Raw genomic sequence first — 14,656 nt, 5'->3', positions numbered from 1 at the left:
GCGGGGCAAGCCCGCTCCCACGCAGCCTGCGTAATGCCTGGCGTGGGAGCGGGCTTGCCCCGCGATGGCGTTAGATCAAAACACTTCAGGCCGGCTGGCCTAGCTCGACTCCGAGTTGGCGCGACAGGCACGGCCAACGCTTCCACGCAGCGCCCGTCTCAGGGCTGCTCAGCTTGGCCCGATAGGCTTCCACCGATTCCAGCGCAAAGCTCTCATCATTCAACATCTCATCCACCGAATGATGCACCACCTCATCCAGCTGATTGGCAAACGTCTCGCCGATCAGTTGATGGGCAATCAGGTTGGCCACGGTGGTATCCACCGGAATCAACGGCTGCTGGAAGTGGCGGATGTACAGGTCATTGACCTCCTCTACCAAACGATGAGCCAAGTACGCCTCATCCAGCAGGCAATCCAGGCCAACATGCCCGGCCATCACGCTCGGCGGCTGCAGGAAGTAGGCCTCGGCGATCTTCAACACCGGTTTGATCTGCGATTCGATTCCGGCCTCACGCGCCACCTCATGGGCAGCCTCCAGCAATTCCGGAACCTCGTCGATGTAGGCGCCGACGAAGCGCGCCATGGTGCCCTGGGCATCCTGCTCGGGGAGTTGGATCGAAGGATGCAGGTGAGGCAGCTGCGCCTCGAGTCGTTGTTTCAGTTGGCCGGTCAGGCTCTCATGTTGATGGGCTTGTTTGATCTGCTCGCGTACAGCAGCGATGTTCATGACAACTCCAGGGACAAGGGATGACAAACGGAAGACATATTTTACGGAAGACTCTAAGTTAGCTCGGTATACGGAATGCCTAAGACGCATTTGTTATAAAACAGGCAAACGTGTGCGCGCTGCGATATATCACGGTGCCACTATTGTGCCAGAGCCCAGCATTCATGCGGCTTTCAAGTGTTTTTGTGGATTCGTGACGATCATTTCATAGGCTGCATTGCGCGCCATTGGTCGCTGTCTATACTCGGGTTGAACGTGATTCGTTGATGAGGCCCGCCTGCAGTTTGCAGAGGAGCTCGGTCGTCGAAGTAGGCTGTCTTGACTGCCGCCCCCCCTTGCCCAAGGTCTACGCCTCCGGGACTACAAGAACGATAAGGGGAACCCGCAATGATGCGACATCCACATGTCTGGATGGGCCTTCTGTTGTGGTCGGTTTTCGGTCAGGCGCACGGCGCATGGACCGTCAACATGGCGCCGGGGGCTACGGAAGTCTCCCACGCTGTGTTCGACCTACACATGACCATCTTCTGGATCTGCGTGGTCATCGGCATCGTGGTATTCGGCGCGATGTTCTGGTCGATGGTCATCCACCGCCGCTCCACCGGCCAGCAGCCGGCGCATTTCCACGAACATACCTGGGTGGAAATTCTCTGGACCGTGGTCCCCTTCCTGATTCTGGTGGTGATGGCCATCCCGGCCACCAAGACCCTGATCGACATCTATGACGCCAGCGAGTCGGACATCGACATCCAGGTCACCGGCTACCAGTGGAAATGGCACTACAAGTACCTGGGCCAGGACGTCGAGTTCTTCAGCAACCTGGCCACCCCCGCCGAGCAAATCCAGAACAAGGCCCCCAAGGACGAGCATTACCTGCTCGAAGTCGATCAGCCGCTGGTACTGCCGGTGGGCGCCAAAGTGCGCTTCCTGGTCACTGCCGCCGATGTCATCCACTCCTGGTGGGTGCCGGCTTTCGCGGTCAAGCGTGACGCCATCCCTGGTTTCGTCAACGAGGCCTGGACCCGAATCGAGAAGCCCGGCATCTACCGCGGCCAGTGCACCGAGTTGTGCGGCAAAGACCACGGGTTCATGCCGGTGGTGGTCGAGGTCAAGTCCAAGGCCGACTACGACACCTGGCTTGGCGAGCGCAAGGCAGAAGCGGCCAAGCTCAAGGAGCTGACCAGCAAGGAATGGACCCTTGAAGAGCTGGTCGAGCGTGGCGACAAGGTCTACCACACCACTTGCGTGGCCTGTCACCAGGCCGAGGGCCAGGGCTTGCCGCCGATGTTCCCGGCGCTCAAGGGCTCGAAGATCGCCACCGGGCCGAAGGATGAGCACCTGGGGATTGTCTTCCACGGCAAGCCGGGCACCGCCATGGCGGCTTTCGGCAAGCAGCTTTCGGAAGTCGATATCGCCGCCGTGGTGACCTACGAGCGCAACGCCTGGGGCAACAACAAGGGCGACATGGTCACGCCGAAGGATGTACTGGCGCTCAAGCAGGCAGAAGGCCAATGAACCGCTATCCCCGCCGCAGCCAGTGGATTGCAGGAGACAGGACATGAGTGCAGTGATCGACGACCACGCCCACGGCCATGAGCACGCCCACGGTCCGGCCAAGGGCCTGATGCGCTGGGTGCTGACCACCAACCACAAGGACATCGGCACGATGTACCTGTGGTTCAGCTTCATCATGTTCCTGCTGGGCGGCTCGTTCGCCATGGTGATCCGCGCCGAGCTGTTCCAGCCGGGCTTGCAGATCGTGGAGCCGGCGTTCTTCAACCAGATGACCACCATGCATGGCCTGATCATGGTGTTCGGTGCGGTGATGCCGGCCTTCGTCGGTTTGGCCAACTGGATGATCCCACTGATGATCGGCGCGCCCGACATGGCCCTGCCGCGGATGAACAACTTCAGCTTCTGGCTGTTGCCAGCGGCCTTCCTGCTGCTGGTCTCGACCCTGTTCAGCCCCGGCGGTGGGCCGAACTTCGGCTGGACGTTCTACGCGCCGTTGTCCACCACTTACGCGCCAGCCAGCGTGACCTTCTTCATCTTCGCCATTCACCTGATGGGGGTCAGTTCGATCATGGGCGCGATCAACGTGATCGCCACCATCCTCAACCTGCGCGCGCCCGGCATGACCTTGATGAAAATGCCGCTGTTCGTCTGGACCTGGCTGATCACCGCGTTCCTGCTGATCGCGGTAATGCCGGTGCTGGCGGGCGTGGTGACCATGATGCTGATGGACATCCACTTCGGCACCAGCTTCTTCAGCGCCGCCGGCGGCGGTGACCCGGTGTTGTTCCAGCACGTGTTCTGGTTCTTCGGCCATCCCGAGGTGTACATCATGATCCTGCCGGCCTTCGGCGCGGTCAGCTCGATCATCCCGGCGTTCTCGCGCAAGCCGCTGTTCGGCTACACCTCGATGGTCTATGCCACTGGGGCGATCGCCTTCCTGTCGTTCATCGTCTGGGCCCACCACATGTTCGTGGTCGGCATCCCGGTAGTCGGTGAGCTGTTCTTCATGTACGCCACCATGCTCATCGCAGTGCCCACCGGGGTGAAGGTGTTCAACTGGGTCAGCACCATGTGGGAGGGCGCGCTGACCTTCGAGACGCCGATGCTGTTTGCCATCGCCTTCGTCATTCTGTTCACCATTGGTGGCTTCTCCGGGCTGATGCTGGCGATTGCCCCGGCGGACTTCCAGTACCACGACACCTACTTCGTGGTCGCGCATTTCCACTATGTGCTGGTGCCGGGGGCGATCTTTGGCATCTTCGCCTCGGCCTACTACTGGCTGCCCAAATGGACCGGCCACATGTACGACGAAACTCTCGGCAAGCTGCATTTCTGGCTGTCGTTCGTTGGTATGAACCTGGCCTTCTTCCCCATGCACTTCGTTGGCCTGGCCGGCATGCCGCGACGGATTCCCGACTACAACCTGCAATTTGCCGACTTCAACATGGTCTCGTCGGTTGGCGCATTCATGTTTGGCGCCACGCAGATCTTCTTCCTGTTCATCGTCATCAAGTGCATTCGTGGCGGCGCCCCGGCACCGGCCAAGCCTTGGGACGGTGCCGAGGGGCTGGAGTGGTCGGTGCCTTCGCCGGCGCCGTACCACACCTTCCAGACCCCACCGCAAGTGGAGTAGGAGCGCCTCGATGACCAGCCTGCCGCTCAAACGCCTGGTGCGACGCCTGCTGCTGCTGACGGTGGTGATGTTCGCCTTCGGCTTTGCCCTGGTGCCGATCTATGACGTGATGTGCAAGGCGTTCGGCATCAATGGCAAGACTGGCGGGCAGTACGCGGGCAGCCAGGTCAGCGACCCCTCGCGCACGGTGCGCGTGCAGTTCATGTCGACCAATGCCAGCGACATGGTCTGGGATTTCTACTCCACCGCTGACCAGATCGAGGTCAACCCGGGGGCGGTGAACCAGATGGTCTTCGTTGCCCACAACCCGACCGACAAACCCATGAGCGCCCAGGCCATCCCCAGCATCACCCCGGCCGAGGCGGCAGCGTATTTCCACAAGACCGAGTGCTTCTGCTTTACCCAGCAGGTGCTGCAGCCCGGTGAACGCATCGAGATGCCGGTGCGCTTCATTGTTGACCGCGACCTGCCGGGCAACGTGAAGCACCTGACACTGGCCTACACCTTGTTCGACATCACCGCTCGCCACCCGCCGGTTGCGCATGTCGCCGCCGAGGACGTCCAGCGCGCCCGCTGAGGGAAGGAGAACAGCAATGGCAAGTCATGATCACTACTACGTCCCGGCGCAGAGCAAATGGCCGATCATCGCCACGGTCGGCATGTTCATCACCGTGTTCGGCCTGGGTACCTGGTTCAATGATATGAAGGCTGGCCACCCGGATTCCCTCGGGCCGCTGATCTTCTTCGTTGGTGCCTTGTGCCTGGCTTACATGCTGTTCGGTTGGTTTGGCGCGGTGATCAAGGAGAGCAAGGCGGGGTTGTACAGCCCGCAGATGGACCGTTCGTTCCGTTGGGGCATGAGCTGGTTCATCTTCAGCGAGGTGATGTTCTTCCTGGCCTTCTTTGGCGCGCTGTTCTACGTGCGGGTGCTGGCCGGGCCATGGCTGGGCGGCGAGGGTGACAAGGGCGTGGCGCACATGCTCTGGCCGAGCTTCGAGTTTGCCTGGCCGCTGCTACATACGCCGGACCCGAAACTATTCCCGCCGCCCAAGGACATCATCGACCCGTGGCACTTGCCGCTGATCAACACCATCTTGCTGGTCAGCTCCAGTGTGACCATCACCATCGCCCACCATGCGCTGCGCAAGGATCACCGTGGCCCGCTGAAACTGTGGCTGGGGCTGACCATTGTCTTGGGGCTGTCGTTTTTGGCGTTGCAAGCCTATGAGTATTACGAGGCCTACACCCATCTGGGCCTGACCCTGGGGTCGGGGATCTACGGGGCGACGTTCTTCATGCTTACCGGTTTCCACGGCGCGCATGTGACCTTGGGTACGTTGATCTTGATCGTGATTTTCTGCCGGGTATTGCGCGGGCATTTCAATGCCGACAAGCACTTTGGTTTCGAGGCGGCCAGTTGGTATTGGCACTTCGTCGATGTGGTTTGGGTGGGGCTGTTTATTTTTGTCTATGTGCTTTGAGTTTGGCTGGGGGGGTTGGGGGCTGCCTTGCAGCCCATCGCAGGCAAGCCAGCTCCTACAGGTACTGCGCAATGCATGAAAACTCAATACCTGTAGGAGCTGGCTTGCCTGCGATGGGTCGCAAAGCGGCCCCAAAATTCAGAAGGGCGCATGAGACACCAGCTGGCCGCTCATCAAGCCCCAGGTGACCAGCGCAAGCGTCAGGGCGGCCAAGCTCACCCGCACCGTCAGCGCCTTGAGCAAGCGGGTCGAGTTCTCATCGTCCTTGACCAGAAATACCAGGCCACTGAACAGGCTGGCGATGGTGGCCAACAGCAACAGGACAATCGCGGCCTTGAGCATGGCGGCACTCCGGGGGGATGCAGTGATGACTTTGAGTATAGCGCTCGACCTGACGAGGCCCCGGTGAAGCCGTTTCGCCCAGGCGTGGTACCCACCTTGGTAGTGCTAGCGCTGCTGCCGGGCTTGATCGCGCTCGGCTGCTGGCAATTGCGCCGGGCCGATGAAAAACGCGTGCTGCTCGATACCTATGCCGAACGCCGCGTCGAGGCGCCGCTGGCCATGGCGCAAATCGAGCAATTGCCCGATCCGGCGTTTTACCGAGTACACCTGCATGGCCGTTTCGATAGCGAGCACAGCCTGCTGCTGGATAACCGCCTGCGTGATGGCCGCGCTGGCGTCGAGTTGCTGCAACCGTTCCACGATCAGGCCAGCGGCCTGTGGTTGCTGATCAATCGAGGCTGGTTGCCGTGGCCGGATCGGCGCGTGCCAGTGGCCTTCGACACCCCTGCACAAGCGCTGACCCTGCAAGCCTCGGTCTACGTGACGCCGGGCAGTGCCTTCCAATTACACGCCGACCCAGTCGGCGAGCAATGGCCGCAGCTGTTGACCGCCATCGACGCCGGCCAGCTGTGGCAGCAGCTAGGCCGCGACGGCTTTGCCCATGAACTGCGCCTGGAGCCTGGCCCTGCCAGCTATCGGCTGGACTGGCCGGTAGTCGCCATGGGTCCGGAAAAGCACCTGGGCTATGCCGTGCAGTGGTTCGCCCTGTCGGCGGCGCTGGTATTGCTCTACCTGTACTTCGGCTGGCACCACACAAAGGAGAACGACCATGAGCACCGCCACGAGTCCACTGGACGTGCCTGAAGGCCGCAAACCTAGAGCCCGCGGGCGTTTGCAGCTGCTGCTGATTCTTTTGGTGGCAGTCGGCCCGATGATCCTGGCCACCAGCATGTACAAGTTCAAGTTCTGGGTGCCTGAGGGGCGCAGCTATCACGGCGCAATGATCGGCAATGGCCAGACTCGGGCCGATATCGGTATCGATGCGCAGGGTGAGCGCTGGCAGCTGTTGGTCAGCGCACCTGCCGCTTGCGCGGAGGATTGCCAGCAACTGGTGTACCTGGCCCGGCAGATCCAGGTCGGCCTGGGTCGCGACGCCAGCCGTGCCAGCCATGCGTTGGCCAGCGCCCAGCCATTGGCCGCTGATTACCAAGCGTTGCTCGGCCGCGAGTACCCGCAACTACAGCGTTATCCCCTCGACCTGCAACGCTACGGCCACAAGGTCAGCGAGCCTGGCCCGCAGCTGTGGATCGTCGATCCGCACGGCAACCTGGTGCTGCGCTACGACGCCAAGGTCAAGGGCAAGCACGTGCTCGACGATCTGCGTCACCTGCTCAAGCTGTCCAACATCGGATAGGAGCCAAACCATGGCCAGACCCGGATACCGCCTCGCCGTGTTCGCCACCCTGCTGGCACTTGTGGTCGTTCTGCTCGGTGCCTATACCCGCCTCACCCATGCAGGCCTGGGTTGCCCCGACTGGCCGGGCTGCTACGGTTTTATCAGCGTGCCCAAGTCCGACGCGCAGCTGGCCCACGCCGAGCTGCACTTCCCGGAACACCCGGTGGAAGCGGCCAAAGGCTGGGCGGAGATGGTCCACCGCTACTTTGCCGGGGCCCTGGCACTGGTGATTGCCCTGCTCGCTTTCCAGGCCGTGCGCCGCCATGCGCGTGACGGTCAGCCCTATCGCTTGCCGGTGTTGTTGCTAGGGGTGGTGTTGGCGCAAGCGGCGTTCGGAATGTGGACGGTAACCCTGAAACTCTGGCCGCAGGTGGTCACCGCGCACTTGCTTGGTGGCTTTACCACCTTGAGCCTGCTGTTCCTGCTATCCCTGCGTCTATCCCGGGCCTTTGCGCCCCTGCCAAAACTGCCGCTGAGCGTGCGCCGGGTAGCGGCGTTGGCGCTGTTGGTGGTGATCGGCCAGATCGCCTTGGGCGGCTGGGTCAGCGCCAACTACGCCGCAGTTGCTTGTATAGACCTGCCGACCTGCCATGGCCAATGGTGGCCGCCGGCGGACTTCAGCAACGGCTTCCATCTGACCCAGCACGTCGGCCCAAACTACCTTGGCGGGCAGCTGGACAGTGACGCCCGCACGGCCATTCATATCAGCCACCGGTTGGGCGCCCTGCTGGTCACGGCGGTTTTGCTGCTGCTCAGCTGGAAGCTCTATCGCAACGGCCTGGCCGGCCTGGCGCGCTTGGTGTTGCTGGCCTTGGCGGTACAGATTGGCCTGGGTATCAGCAATGTGCTGTTGCACCTGCCGCTGGCGGTGGCCGTGGCGCATAACGCTGGCGGCGCCGCGTTGCTGTTGACGATGATGCTGGTGAACTACCGCATTCGGGTCGTCGATAAGGTTCGCCTGGGCCATGGCTGGCGCTTCACCCGCGTGGCGGGTGCGCATGTACCGATGAGGAATGACACGTGGCGACGGTTCTGAGTGAACGCCGGCAGCAGGCCGGCTGGCGCGATTACCTGGAGCTGACCAAGCCCAAGGTGGTGGTACTGATGCTGATCACCTCGCTGGCGGGGATGTTCCTCGCCACCCGCGCGGGTGTGCCGTGGGCTGTGCTGGTGTTCGGCAACCTGGGAATTGGCTTGTGCGCGGGCGCTGCGGCAGTGGTCAATCATGTGGTCGACCGGCGTATCGATGCCTTGATGGCGCGTACACATAAGCGGCCGTTGGCTGAGGGGCGAATCGCGCCGGTGCTGGCGCTGAGCTTTGCCCTGGTCTTGGCGCTGCTGGGCATGGCCCTGCTACTGACCTTTACCAATCCCCTCACTGCCTGGCTAACGCTGGCCTCGCTGCTCGGTTACGCCGTGATCTACACCGGCTTTCTCAAGCGCGCCACGCCGCAGAACATTGTCATCGGTGGGTTGGCCGGAGCTGCCCCGCCGTTACTCGGCTGGGTCGCGGTGACTGGGCATATCAGTGCTGAACCCTTGTTGCTGGTACTGATCATCTTCGCCTGGACCCCTCCGCATTTCTGGGCCCTGGCTATTCACCGCCGCGAGGAGTACGCCAAGGCCAAGATCCCCATGCTGCCGGTAACCCACGGCGAGCGTTACACCAAGCTTCATATCCTGCTGTATACCTGGGTGCTGCTGGCGGTCAGTCTGCTGCCTTACGCCATTCACATGAGCGGGCCGCTCTACCTGGGCTGTGCGCTGCTGCTGGGCCTGCGCTTTGTCCAGTGGGCCTGGGTGTTGTACCGTGGCACCCGGCCGCACGCGGCGATCAAGACCTTCAAGTACTCTATCGGGTACCTGTTCGCCCTGTTCATCGCGCTGCTCGTTGATCACTACTTGTTGCTGAATCTATGACCCGAACCCAGAAAACCGTCTTCATCCTCGTCGCCGTGGTCGCGTTGATCCTCGGCCTGACCGTCAACAAGGTGCTCAATGGTCGCGGCGAGGCCAACCCCACCGAACTGATCGATGCCGGCATCATCCTGCTGCCGCAAAGCCGCACTGTGCCGGATGTGACCATGCATGATCAGAACGGCCAGCCGGTGGTGCTCGATGAGCTCAAGGGCAAGTGGTCGTTGCTGTTCTTTGGCTATACCTACTGCCCGGACATCTGCCCAACTACCCTGGCCCAGCTGCGCCAGGTCAAGAGCGAGCTGCCCAAGCAAGCGCTGGAGCGTTTTCAGGTGGTGTTGGTCAGCGTCGATCCAAACCGCGATACGGCCAATCAACTCAAGCAGTACCTGGGCTACTTCGACAAGGATTTCGTAGGCTTGGCGGGGTCGATCGAGGATACCCAGAAACTGGCCAATGCCTTGAGCATTCCGTTCATCCCGGCCGACACCAGCAAGCCTGGGTATACCGTGGATCATAGCGGCAACCTGGCGATTGTCGGGCCGGATGGGCGTCAGCGCGGGTTCATTCGGGCGCCGTTCAATAACCAGAAGCTGGTGGCGCAGTTGCCTGGGCTGGTTAAGCGCGACTGAATCGTCCTAAAAACATCGCGGGGCAATCCCGCTCTCACGCCATTGCTCTAAGTAGGACATTGGCGTGGGAGCGGGCTTGCCCCGCGATTAGCGTTCCAGGCGGCTTAGAACGCCGGAATCACTGCACCTTTGTACTTCTCGGTAATGAAGGCTTTCACCTCAGGCGAATGCAGGGCTGCGGCCAGCTTCTTCATGTCGTCCGATTCCTTGTTATCCGGACGCGCCACCAGGATGTTCACGTAAGGCGAGTCGCTGCCTTCGATCACCAGGGCATCCTTCTCAGGATTGAGCTTGGCTTCCAGCGCATAGTTGGTGTTGATCAGCGCCAGGTCGACCTGGGTCAGCACACGCGGGATGGTCGCAGCTTCCAGTTCACGGAATTTCAGGTTCTTGCTGTTGCCGGTAATGTCTTTCACGGTGGACAGGATATTGGTCTTGTCCTTGAGGCTGATCACCCCTGCCTTGTCCAGCAGCAACAGGGCACGGCCGCCGTTGGTGGCGTCGTTAGGGATGACCACGGTAGCGCCGGAGGACAGCTCGTCGAGCTTCTTCAGCTTGCTCGAGTAAGCGCCCAGCGGCTCCAGGTGCACGCCAGCCACGCTGACCAGGTTGGTGCCCTTGGCCTTGTTGAACTCATCCAGGTACGGCTGGTGCTGGAAGAAGTTGGCGTCCAGGCGCTTCTCGGCGACCTGCACGTTTGGCTGGATGTAGTCAGTGAACACCTTGACCTTAAGATCGACACCTTCTTTGGCCAATTGCGGCTTCACGAACTCGAGGATCTCGGCGTGCGGCACCGGGGTGGCGGCAACGGTCAGGGTGTCGGCATTGGCCGAGAAGGCCGCAGCGGCGGCGACGACAGCAAGCAGTTTTTTCATCAATCACTCCTTGTGAGGGCCGCGACGGCCCCCGAACGGGTCGGCTGGGCCGACCCCATTGGGGTTACTTACGGGAAAAGTGCACGACCAGTTTGTCGCCGACGCTTTGCAGAACTTGAACCAGGATCAGCAGCAGCACCACGGTCACGATCATGACGTCAGTCTGGAACCGCTGGTAGCCGAAGCGGATCGCCAGGTCACCCAGCCCGCCGGCACCGACCACGCCGGCCATCGCGGTGTACGACACCAGGGTAATGGCCGTCACGGTGATCGCGGCAAAGATACCCGGACGGGCCTCTGGCAGCAGTGCGTTGGTGATGATCTGGCGGGTAGTGGCGCCCATCGACTGGGTCGCTTCGATGATGCCGCGGTCCACTTCACGCAGGGCGGTTTCCACCAGACGAGCGAAGAACGGCGTGGCCCCGACCACCAGTGGCGGGATAGCCCCGGCGACGCCCAGCGAGGTGCCGGTGATCAGCACGGTGATCGGGATCATCACGATCAGCAGGATGATGAACGGCAGCGAGCGCAGGATGTTGACCACCAGCGACAGCAGCGCGTACACACCCTTCTGCTCGAACATCTGCCGCGGTCCGCACAGGAACAGCAGCACGCCCAGCGGCAGGCCCAGCAGCACGGTGAAGAACAGCGAGCCGAACAGCATGATCATGGTGTCGATGGTGGCGAGCCAGATTTCGGCCCAGTCGACGTTAGCGAAGAAATTCAGGGCGTCCATCAACGCAGTACCTCCATATGTACATCAGCTGCCTTGAAGCGGTCGAACGCCGCCTCCATGTCGCCGCCAGTCACGGCCAGGGTCAGCTGCCCATAGGGGACATCCTTGATGCGGTCGATACGCCCGGCCAGGATGCTGTAGTCGACACCGGTTTCGCGGGCCACAGTGCCCAGCAGCGGCGCGTAGGTGGCTTCACCCTGGAAGGTCAGGCGCACGATGCGCCCTGGCACGTGGGCGAAGTCGTCGCGTTGCTCGCCCTCATCGACTTGCTCGTCTTCCTGGACGAAGCGCTTGGTGGTCGGGTGCTGTGGGTGCAGGAACACCTCGGCCACCGGCCCTTGTTCGACGATCTGGCCGGCGTCCATCACCGCCACGCGGTCGCAGACCCGGCGGATCACGTCCATTTCATGGGTGATCAGGACGATGGTCAGCTTCAGTTCGCGGTTGATCTCCGCCAGCAGCTGCAGCACCGAGGCGGTGGTTTGCGGGTCGAGGGCACTGGTGGCCTCGTCGCACAGCAGGATCTTCGGCCGGGTCGACAGGGCGCGGGCGATACCGACGCGCTGCTTCTGCCCGCCAGACAACTGGGCGGGGTACTTCTTGGCGTGGTCTTGCAGGCCAACGCGGGCGAGCAATTCAGTCACGCGCTTGTCGATCTCGGCACGCGACAGCTCGCCGGCGAGCAGCAGCGGCAAGGCGACGTTGTCGGCAACGGTCTTGGAGGCCAGCAGGTTGAAGTGCTGGAAGATCATCCCGACCTGCTGGCGGAAGCCGCGCAGCTGGTTGGCGTCGAACGCGGTGACGTCTTCGCCATCGACGATGATCTTGCCGCCGCTTGGCGCTTCAAGGCGGTTGATCAGGCGCAGCAAGGTGCTCTTGCCGGCGCCGGAGTGGCCGATCAGGCCGAACACTTGGCCATTTTCAATGGTCAGGCTGGTCGGATTGAGGGCGGGGATGTCCCTACCGGCGACGCGGTAGGTCTTGTGCACATGTTGAAACTCGATCACGTAGCGAACCTTGTGGGGCGCATGGAAGTTGGGTCAGCGGTAAGCCGGGCGCGCATTTTAGCCTTTTCCCATAGCTGTTCTTAGCATTTATTTCGTAACCGACCAATCGCGCGGATATAACGCGACAGCCGGTAAACCTGATTGAACGCCTGTCGCCACCCTCCAGTCACTACTAGAACAAGCCCGTAAGGGCAGCCTGAAGACTGATGAGGAGAGCCGAAGATGCCCAGCAAGAACCCCGACGCCCCCCGTGAAAGCCAGCTCGCCGGCACCCAGACCCCCGACCGCGCCAACACCAATGCCAAGCTGCAGAGCCTGGAAAACTTCCGTGGCGATGCTACCGGCGAAGCGTTGCGCACCAATCAGGGGGTGAAGATAGCCGACAACCAGAACTCTCTCAAAGCCGGTGCGCGCGGGCCTTCGCTGCTCGAAGACTTCATCATGCGCGAGAAGATCACCCACTTCGACCATGAGCGCATTCCCGAGCGTATCGTCCACGCCCGTGGCACCGGTGCGCATGGTTACTTTCAGAGCTATGGCGACCATGCCGAGCTGACTAAGGCTGGGTTCCTGCGCGATCCAGAGAAAATCACCCCGGTGTTCGTGCGCTTTTCCACAGTGCAGGGGCCGCGTGGCTCTGGCGACACGGTGCGCGATGTGCGCGGTTTTGCCGTGAAGTTCTACACCGATGAGGGCAATTTCGACCTGGTTGGCAACAACATGCCGGTGTTCTTTATCCAGGATGCGATCAAGTTTCCCGACTTTGTCCATGCGGTGAAGCCCGAACCGCACAACGAGATCCCCACTGGAGGCTCGGCCCACGACACCTTCTGGGACTTCGTCTCGCTGGTGCCGGAGTCGGCGCACATGGTCATCTGGGCCATGTCTGACCGCGCCATTCCGCGCAGCCTGCGGATGATGGAAGGCTTTGGAGTGCATACCTTCCGCCTGATCAACGCCGAGGGCGTTGCCAGCTTCGTCAAATTCCACTGGAAGCCGCGTCAGGGTGTGCACTCGGTATTGTGGGACGAAGCGCAAAAACTGGCAGGCAAAGACACCGACTACCATCGCCGTGACCTGTGGGAGGCGATCGAAACGGGTGACTATCCGGAGTGGGAGCTGGGCGTACAGATCGTGCCGGAGGCGGATGAGCACAAATTCGACTTCGACCTGCTCGACCCGACCAAGATCATCCCCGAAGAGCTGGTGCCGGTGACCCCGCTGGGCAAGATGGTGCTCAACCGCAACCCGGACAACTTCTTTGCCGAGGTCGAGCAGATCGCCTTCTGCCCCGGACACATCGTGCCGGGTATCGACTTCACCAACGACCCGCTCTTGCAGGGTCGGCTGTTCTCCTACACCGATACCCAGATCAGCCGCCTAGGTGGGCCGAACTTCCATGAAATCCCGATCAACCGTCCGGTTGCGCCCAATCACAACGGTCAGCGCGATGCCTTGCACCGCATGACCATCGACAAGGGGCGCGCCTCCTACGAGCCCAACAGTATCGACGGCGGCTGGCCTAAGGAAACCCCACCTGCCCCGCAAGATGGCGGCTTCGAGAGCTATCAGGAGCGTATCGACGCCAACAAGATCCGCCAACGCAGTGACTCGTTCAGCGACCACTTCTCGCAGGCGCGGTTGTTCTTCCAGAGCATGAGCGCGCATGAGCAACAGCACATCATCAAGGCCTACAGCTTTGAGTTGGGCAAAGTTGAGCGCGAGCATATTCGAGCGCGCGAGGTGAACGAGATTCTCGCCAACATCGATCTGAAGTTGGCTGCGGCAGTGGCGGCCAACCTGGGTTTGCCGGCGCCGAAGAAGGGCACGGTGCAGGTCAAGGGTTCGAAACTGGCCAAATCGCCGGCGTTGAGCCAGATGAATCACCCCGGCAGTGTGGGGATCAAGGGGCGCAAGATCGCCCTGCTGGTGGCCGATGGGGTCGATGGCGCGGATGTCGACAGGTTGGTCAAGGCGCTGGAAGCGCAAAGTGCCCGGCCGTTGCTGTTGGGGCCGAGTTCGGCGCCAGTGAAGACTGCCGATGGCCAGGCGCTAGCGGTGGATGCGTCGATGGAGGGGATGCCGTCGGTGCTGGTCGATGGGGTTTTGGTTCCGGCTGGCAAGGCTTCGCTGCAGGCGCTGGGTGAAAGTGGCCTGGCCAAGCATTACTTGCTTGAGGCCTTTAAGCACCTGAAGGCGATAGGCGTGGCTAAGGACGCCAAGGCATTGCTGGACAAGCTGGGGCTCAAGGAAGACAAGGGGTTGCTGGTCGGAGATGATCAGAAAGCAGTCGATGCCTTCGTCAAGGCAGTGGAAGGGCATCGAGTCTGGGAGCGCGAGGCGGCCGCTGAATCTGTTCCGGCGTGAGATTTTTGGGGCTGCACAGCAGCCCCAA

General features: G+C 61.7%; 15 protein-coding genes. 10 read left to right on the top strand and 5 right to left on the bottom strand.

The window, feature by feature from the left end; all coding sequences use genetic code 11:
- Positions 1 to 85 precede the first annotated feature (85 nt).
- Positions 86 to 727 carry a hypothetical protein gene (locus ACF8K2_RS20565; protein ID WP_186553178.1) on the bottom strand — a complete coding sequence of 214 codons (642 nt, stop codon included), beginning with the start codon at positions 725 to 727 and terminating at the stop codon, positions 86 to 88.
- A 387-nt stretch (positions 728 to 1,114) separates the two neighbouring features.
- Between ACF8K2_RS20565 and coxB the strand changes: the two genes are divergently transcribed.
- Genes coxB through ACF8K2_RS20545 form a run of 4 tightly spaced genes read left to right on the top strand, consistent with a single transcriptional unit; the run spans position 1,115 to position 5,356 of the window.
- Complete coding sequence (gene coxB / locus ACF8K2_RS20560) at positions 1,115 to 2,242, top strand: cytochrome c oxidase subunit II (protein WP_186553179.1); 1,128 nt, start codon at positions 1,115 to 1,117, stop codon at positions 2,240 to 2,242.
- Between the two features lie 43 nt (positions 2,243 to 2,285).
- Entirely contained in the window at positions 2,286 to 3,875 is a 1,590-nt protein-coding gene (gene ctaD / locus ACF8K2_RS20555) for a cytochrome c oxidase subunit I (RefSeq protein ID WP_392467327.1), read from the top strand.
- Positions 3,876 to 3,885: 10 nt separating this feature from the next.
- Positions 3,886 to 4,452 (top strand): cytochrome c oxidase assembly protein, encoded by a 567-nt coding sequence (locus ACF8K2_RS20550; protein ID WP_186553181.1) that lies wholly within the window; start codon positions 3,886 to 3,888, stop codon positions 4,450 to 4,452.
- A gap of 16 nt (positions 4,453 to 4,468) precedes the next feature.
- A complete protein-coding gene (locus ACF8K2_RS20545; RefSeq protein ID WP_392467325.1) occupies positions 4,469 to 5,356 on the top strand; it encodes a cytochrome c oxidase subunit 3 in 888 nt (295 codons plus the stop codon).
- A 138-nt stretch (positions 5,357 to 5,494) separates the two neighbouring features.
- Here the strand turns inward: ACF8K2_RS20545 and ACF8K2_RS20540 are convergent, their stop codons facing one another.
- A complete protein-coding gene (locus ACF8K2_RS20540; protein WP_392467323.1) occupies positions 5,495 to 5,698 on the bottom strand; it encodes a twin transmembrane helix small protein in 204 nt (67 codons plus the stop codon).
- A gap of 63 nt (positions 5,699 to 5,761) precedes the next feature.
- Here ACF8K2_RS20540 and ACF8K2_RS20535 point away from each other — a divergent pair, with 63 nt between their 5' ends.
- From ACF8K2_RS20535 to ACF8K2_RS20515, 5 genes are read left to right on the top strand one after another with little or no spacing between them, the layout of a single operon-like run.
- Positions 5,762 to 6,502, top strand: a complete 741-nt coding sequence (locus ACF8K2_RS20535) for an SURF1 family protein (protein WP_392467321.1) — start codon at positions 5,762 to 5,764, stop codon at positions 6,500 to 6,502.
- A complete protein-coding gene (locus ACF8K2_RS20530; protein ID WP_368972638.1) occupies positions 6,468 to 7,052 on the top strand; it encodes a hypothetical protein in 585 nt (194 codons plus the stop codon). Before ACF8K2_RS20535 ends, ACF8K2_RS20530 begins: the two co-directional genes overlap by 35 nt.
- 10 nt (positions 7,053 to 7,062) lie before the next feature.
- Complete coding sequence (locus tag ACF8K2_RS20525; protein ID WP_392467319.1) at positions 7,063 to 8,130, top strand: heme A synthase; 1,068 nt, start codon at positions 7,063 to 7,065, stop codon at positions 8,128 to 8,130.
- Entirely contained in the window at positions 8,115 to 9,014 is a 900-nt protein-coding gene (cyoE, locus tag ACF8K2_RS20520) for a heme o synthase (protein ID WP_392467317.1), read from the top strand. Before ACF8K2_RS20525 ends, cyoE begins: the two co-directional genes overlap by 16 nt.
- Positions 9,011 to 9,643 carry an SCO family protein gene (locus tag ACF8K2_RS20515; RefSeq protein WP_392467314.1) on the top strand — a complete coding sequence of 211 codons (633 nt, stop codon included), beginning with the start codon at positions 9,011 to 9,013 and terminating at the stop codon, positions 9,641 to 9,643. The genes cyoE and ACF8K2_RS20515 overlap by 4 nt, the downstream gene beginning before the upstream one ends.
- 104 nt (positions 9,644 to 9,747) lie before the next feature.
- On the opposite strand, the gene ACF8K2_RS20510 is transcribed toward ACF8K2_RS20515, so the two are convergent.
- From ACF8K2_RS20510 to ACF8K2_RS20500, 3 genes are all read right to left on the bottom strand, one after another.
- Positions 9,748 to 10,518 (bottom strand): MetQ/NlpA family ABC transporter substrate-binding protein, encoded by a 771-nt coding sequence (locus tag ACF8K2_RS20510; RefSeq protein WP_186553189.1) that lies wholly within the window; start codon positions 10,516 to 10,518, stop codon positions 9,748 to 9,750.
- Between the two features lie 64 nt (positions 10,519 to 10,582).
- Complete coding sequence (locus ACF8K2_RS20505; protein WP_186553190.1) at positions 10,583 to 11,254, bottom strand: methionine ABC transporter permease; 672 nt, start codon at positions 11,252 to 11,254, stop codon at positions 10,583 to 10,585.
- Positions 11,254 to 12,261: a methionine ABC transporter ATP-binding protein gene (locus tag ACF8K2_RS20500; protein ID WP_186553191.1), complete on the bottom strand. Its 1,008-nt coding sequence runs from the start codon at positions 12,259 to 12,261 to the stop codon at positions 11,254 to 11,256. Before ACF8K2_RS20500 ends, ACF8K2_RS20505 begins: the two co-directional genes overlap by 1 nt.
- A 222-nt stretch (positions 12,262 to 12,483) precedes the next feature.
- Between ACF8K2_RS20500 and katE the strand changes: the two genes are divergently transcribed.
- Positions 12,484 to 14,628 (top strand): catalase HPII, encoded by a 2,145-nt coding sequence (katE, locus tag ACF8K2_RS20495; protein WP_392467312.1) that lies wholly within the window; start codon positions 12,484 to 12,486, stop codon positions 14,626 to 14,628.
- Positions 14,629 to 14,656: the final 28 nt, after the last annotated feature.

The organism is Pseudomonas sp. xss_2, assembly GCF_043104195.1.
Lineage (GTDB): Bacteria > Pseudomonadota > Gammaproteobacteria > Pseudomonadales > Pseudomonadaceae > Aquipseudomonas > Aquipseudomonas urmiensis.
The sequence above is the reverse complement of the archived record's forward strand: the minus strand, read 5'-3'. Positions and strand labels throughout refer to the sequence as shown.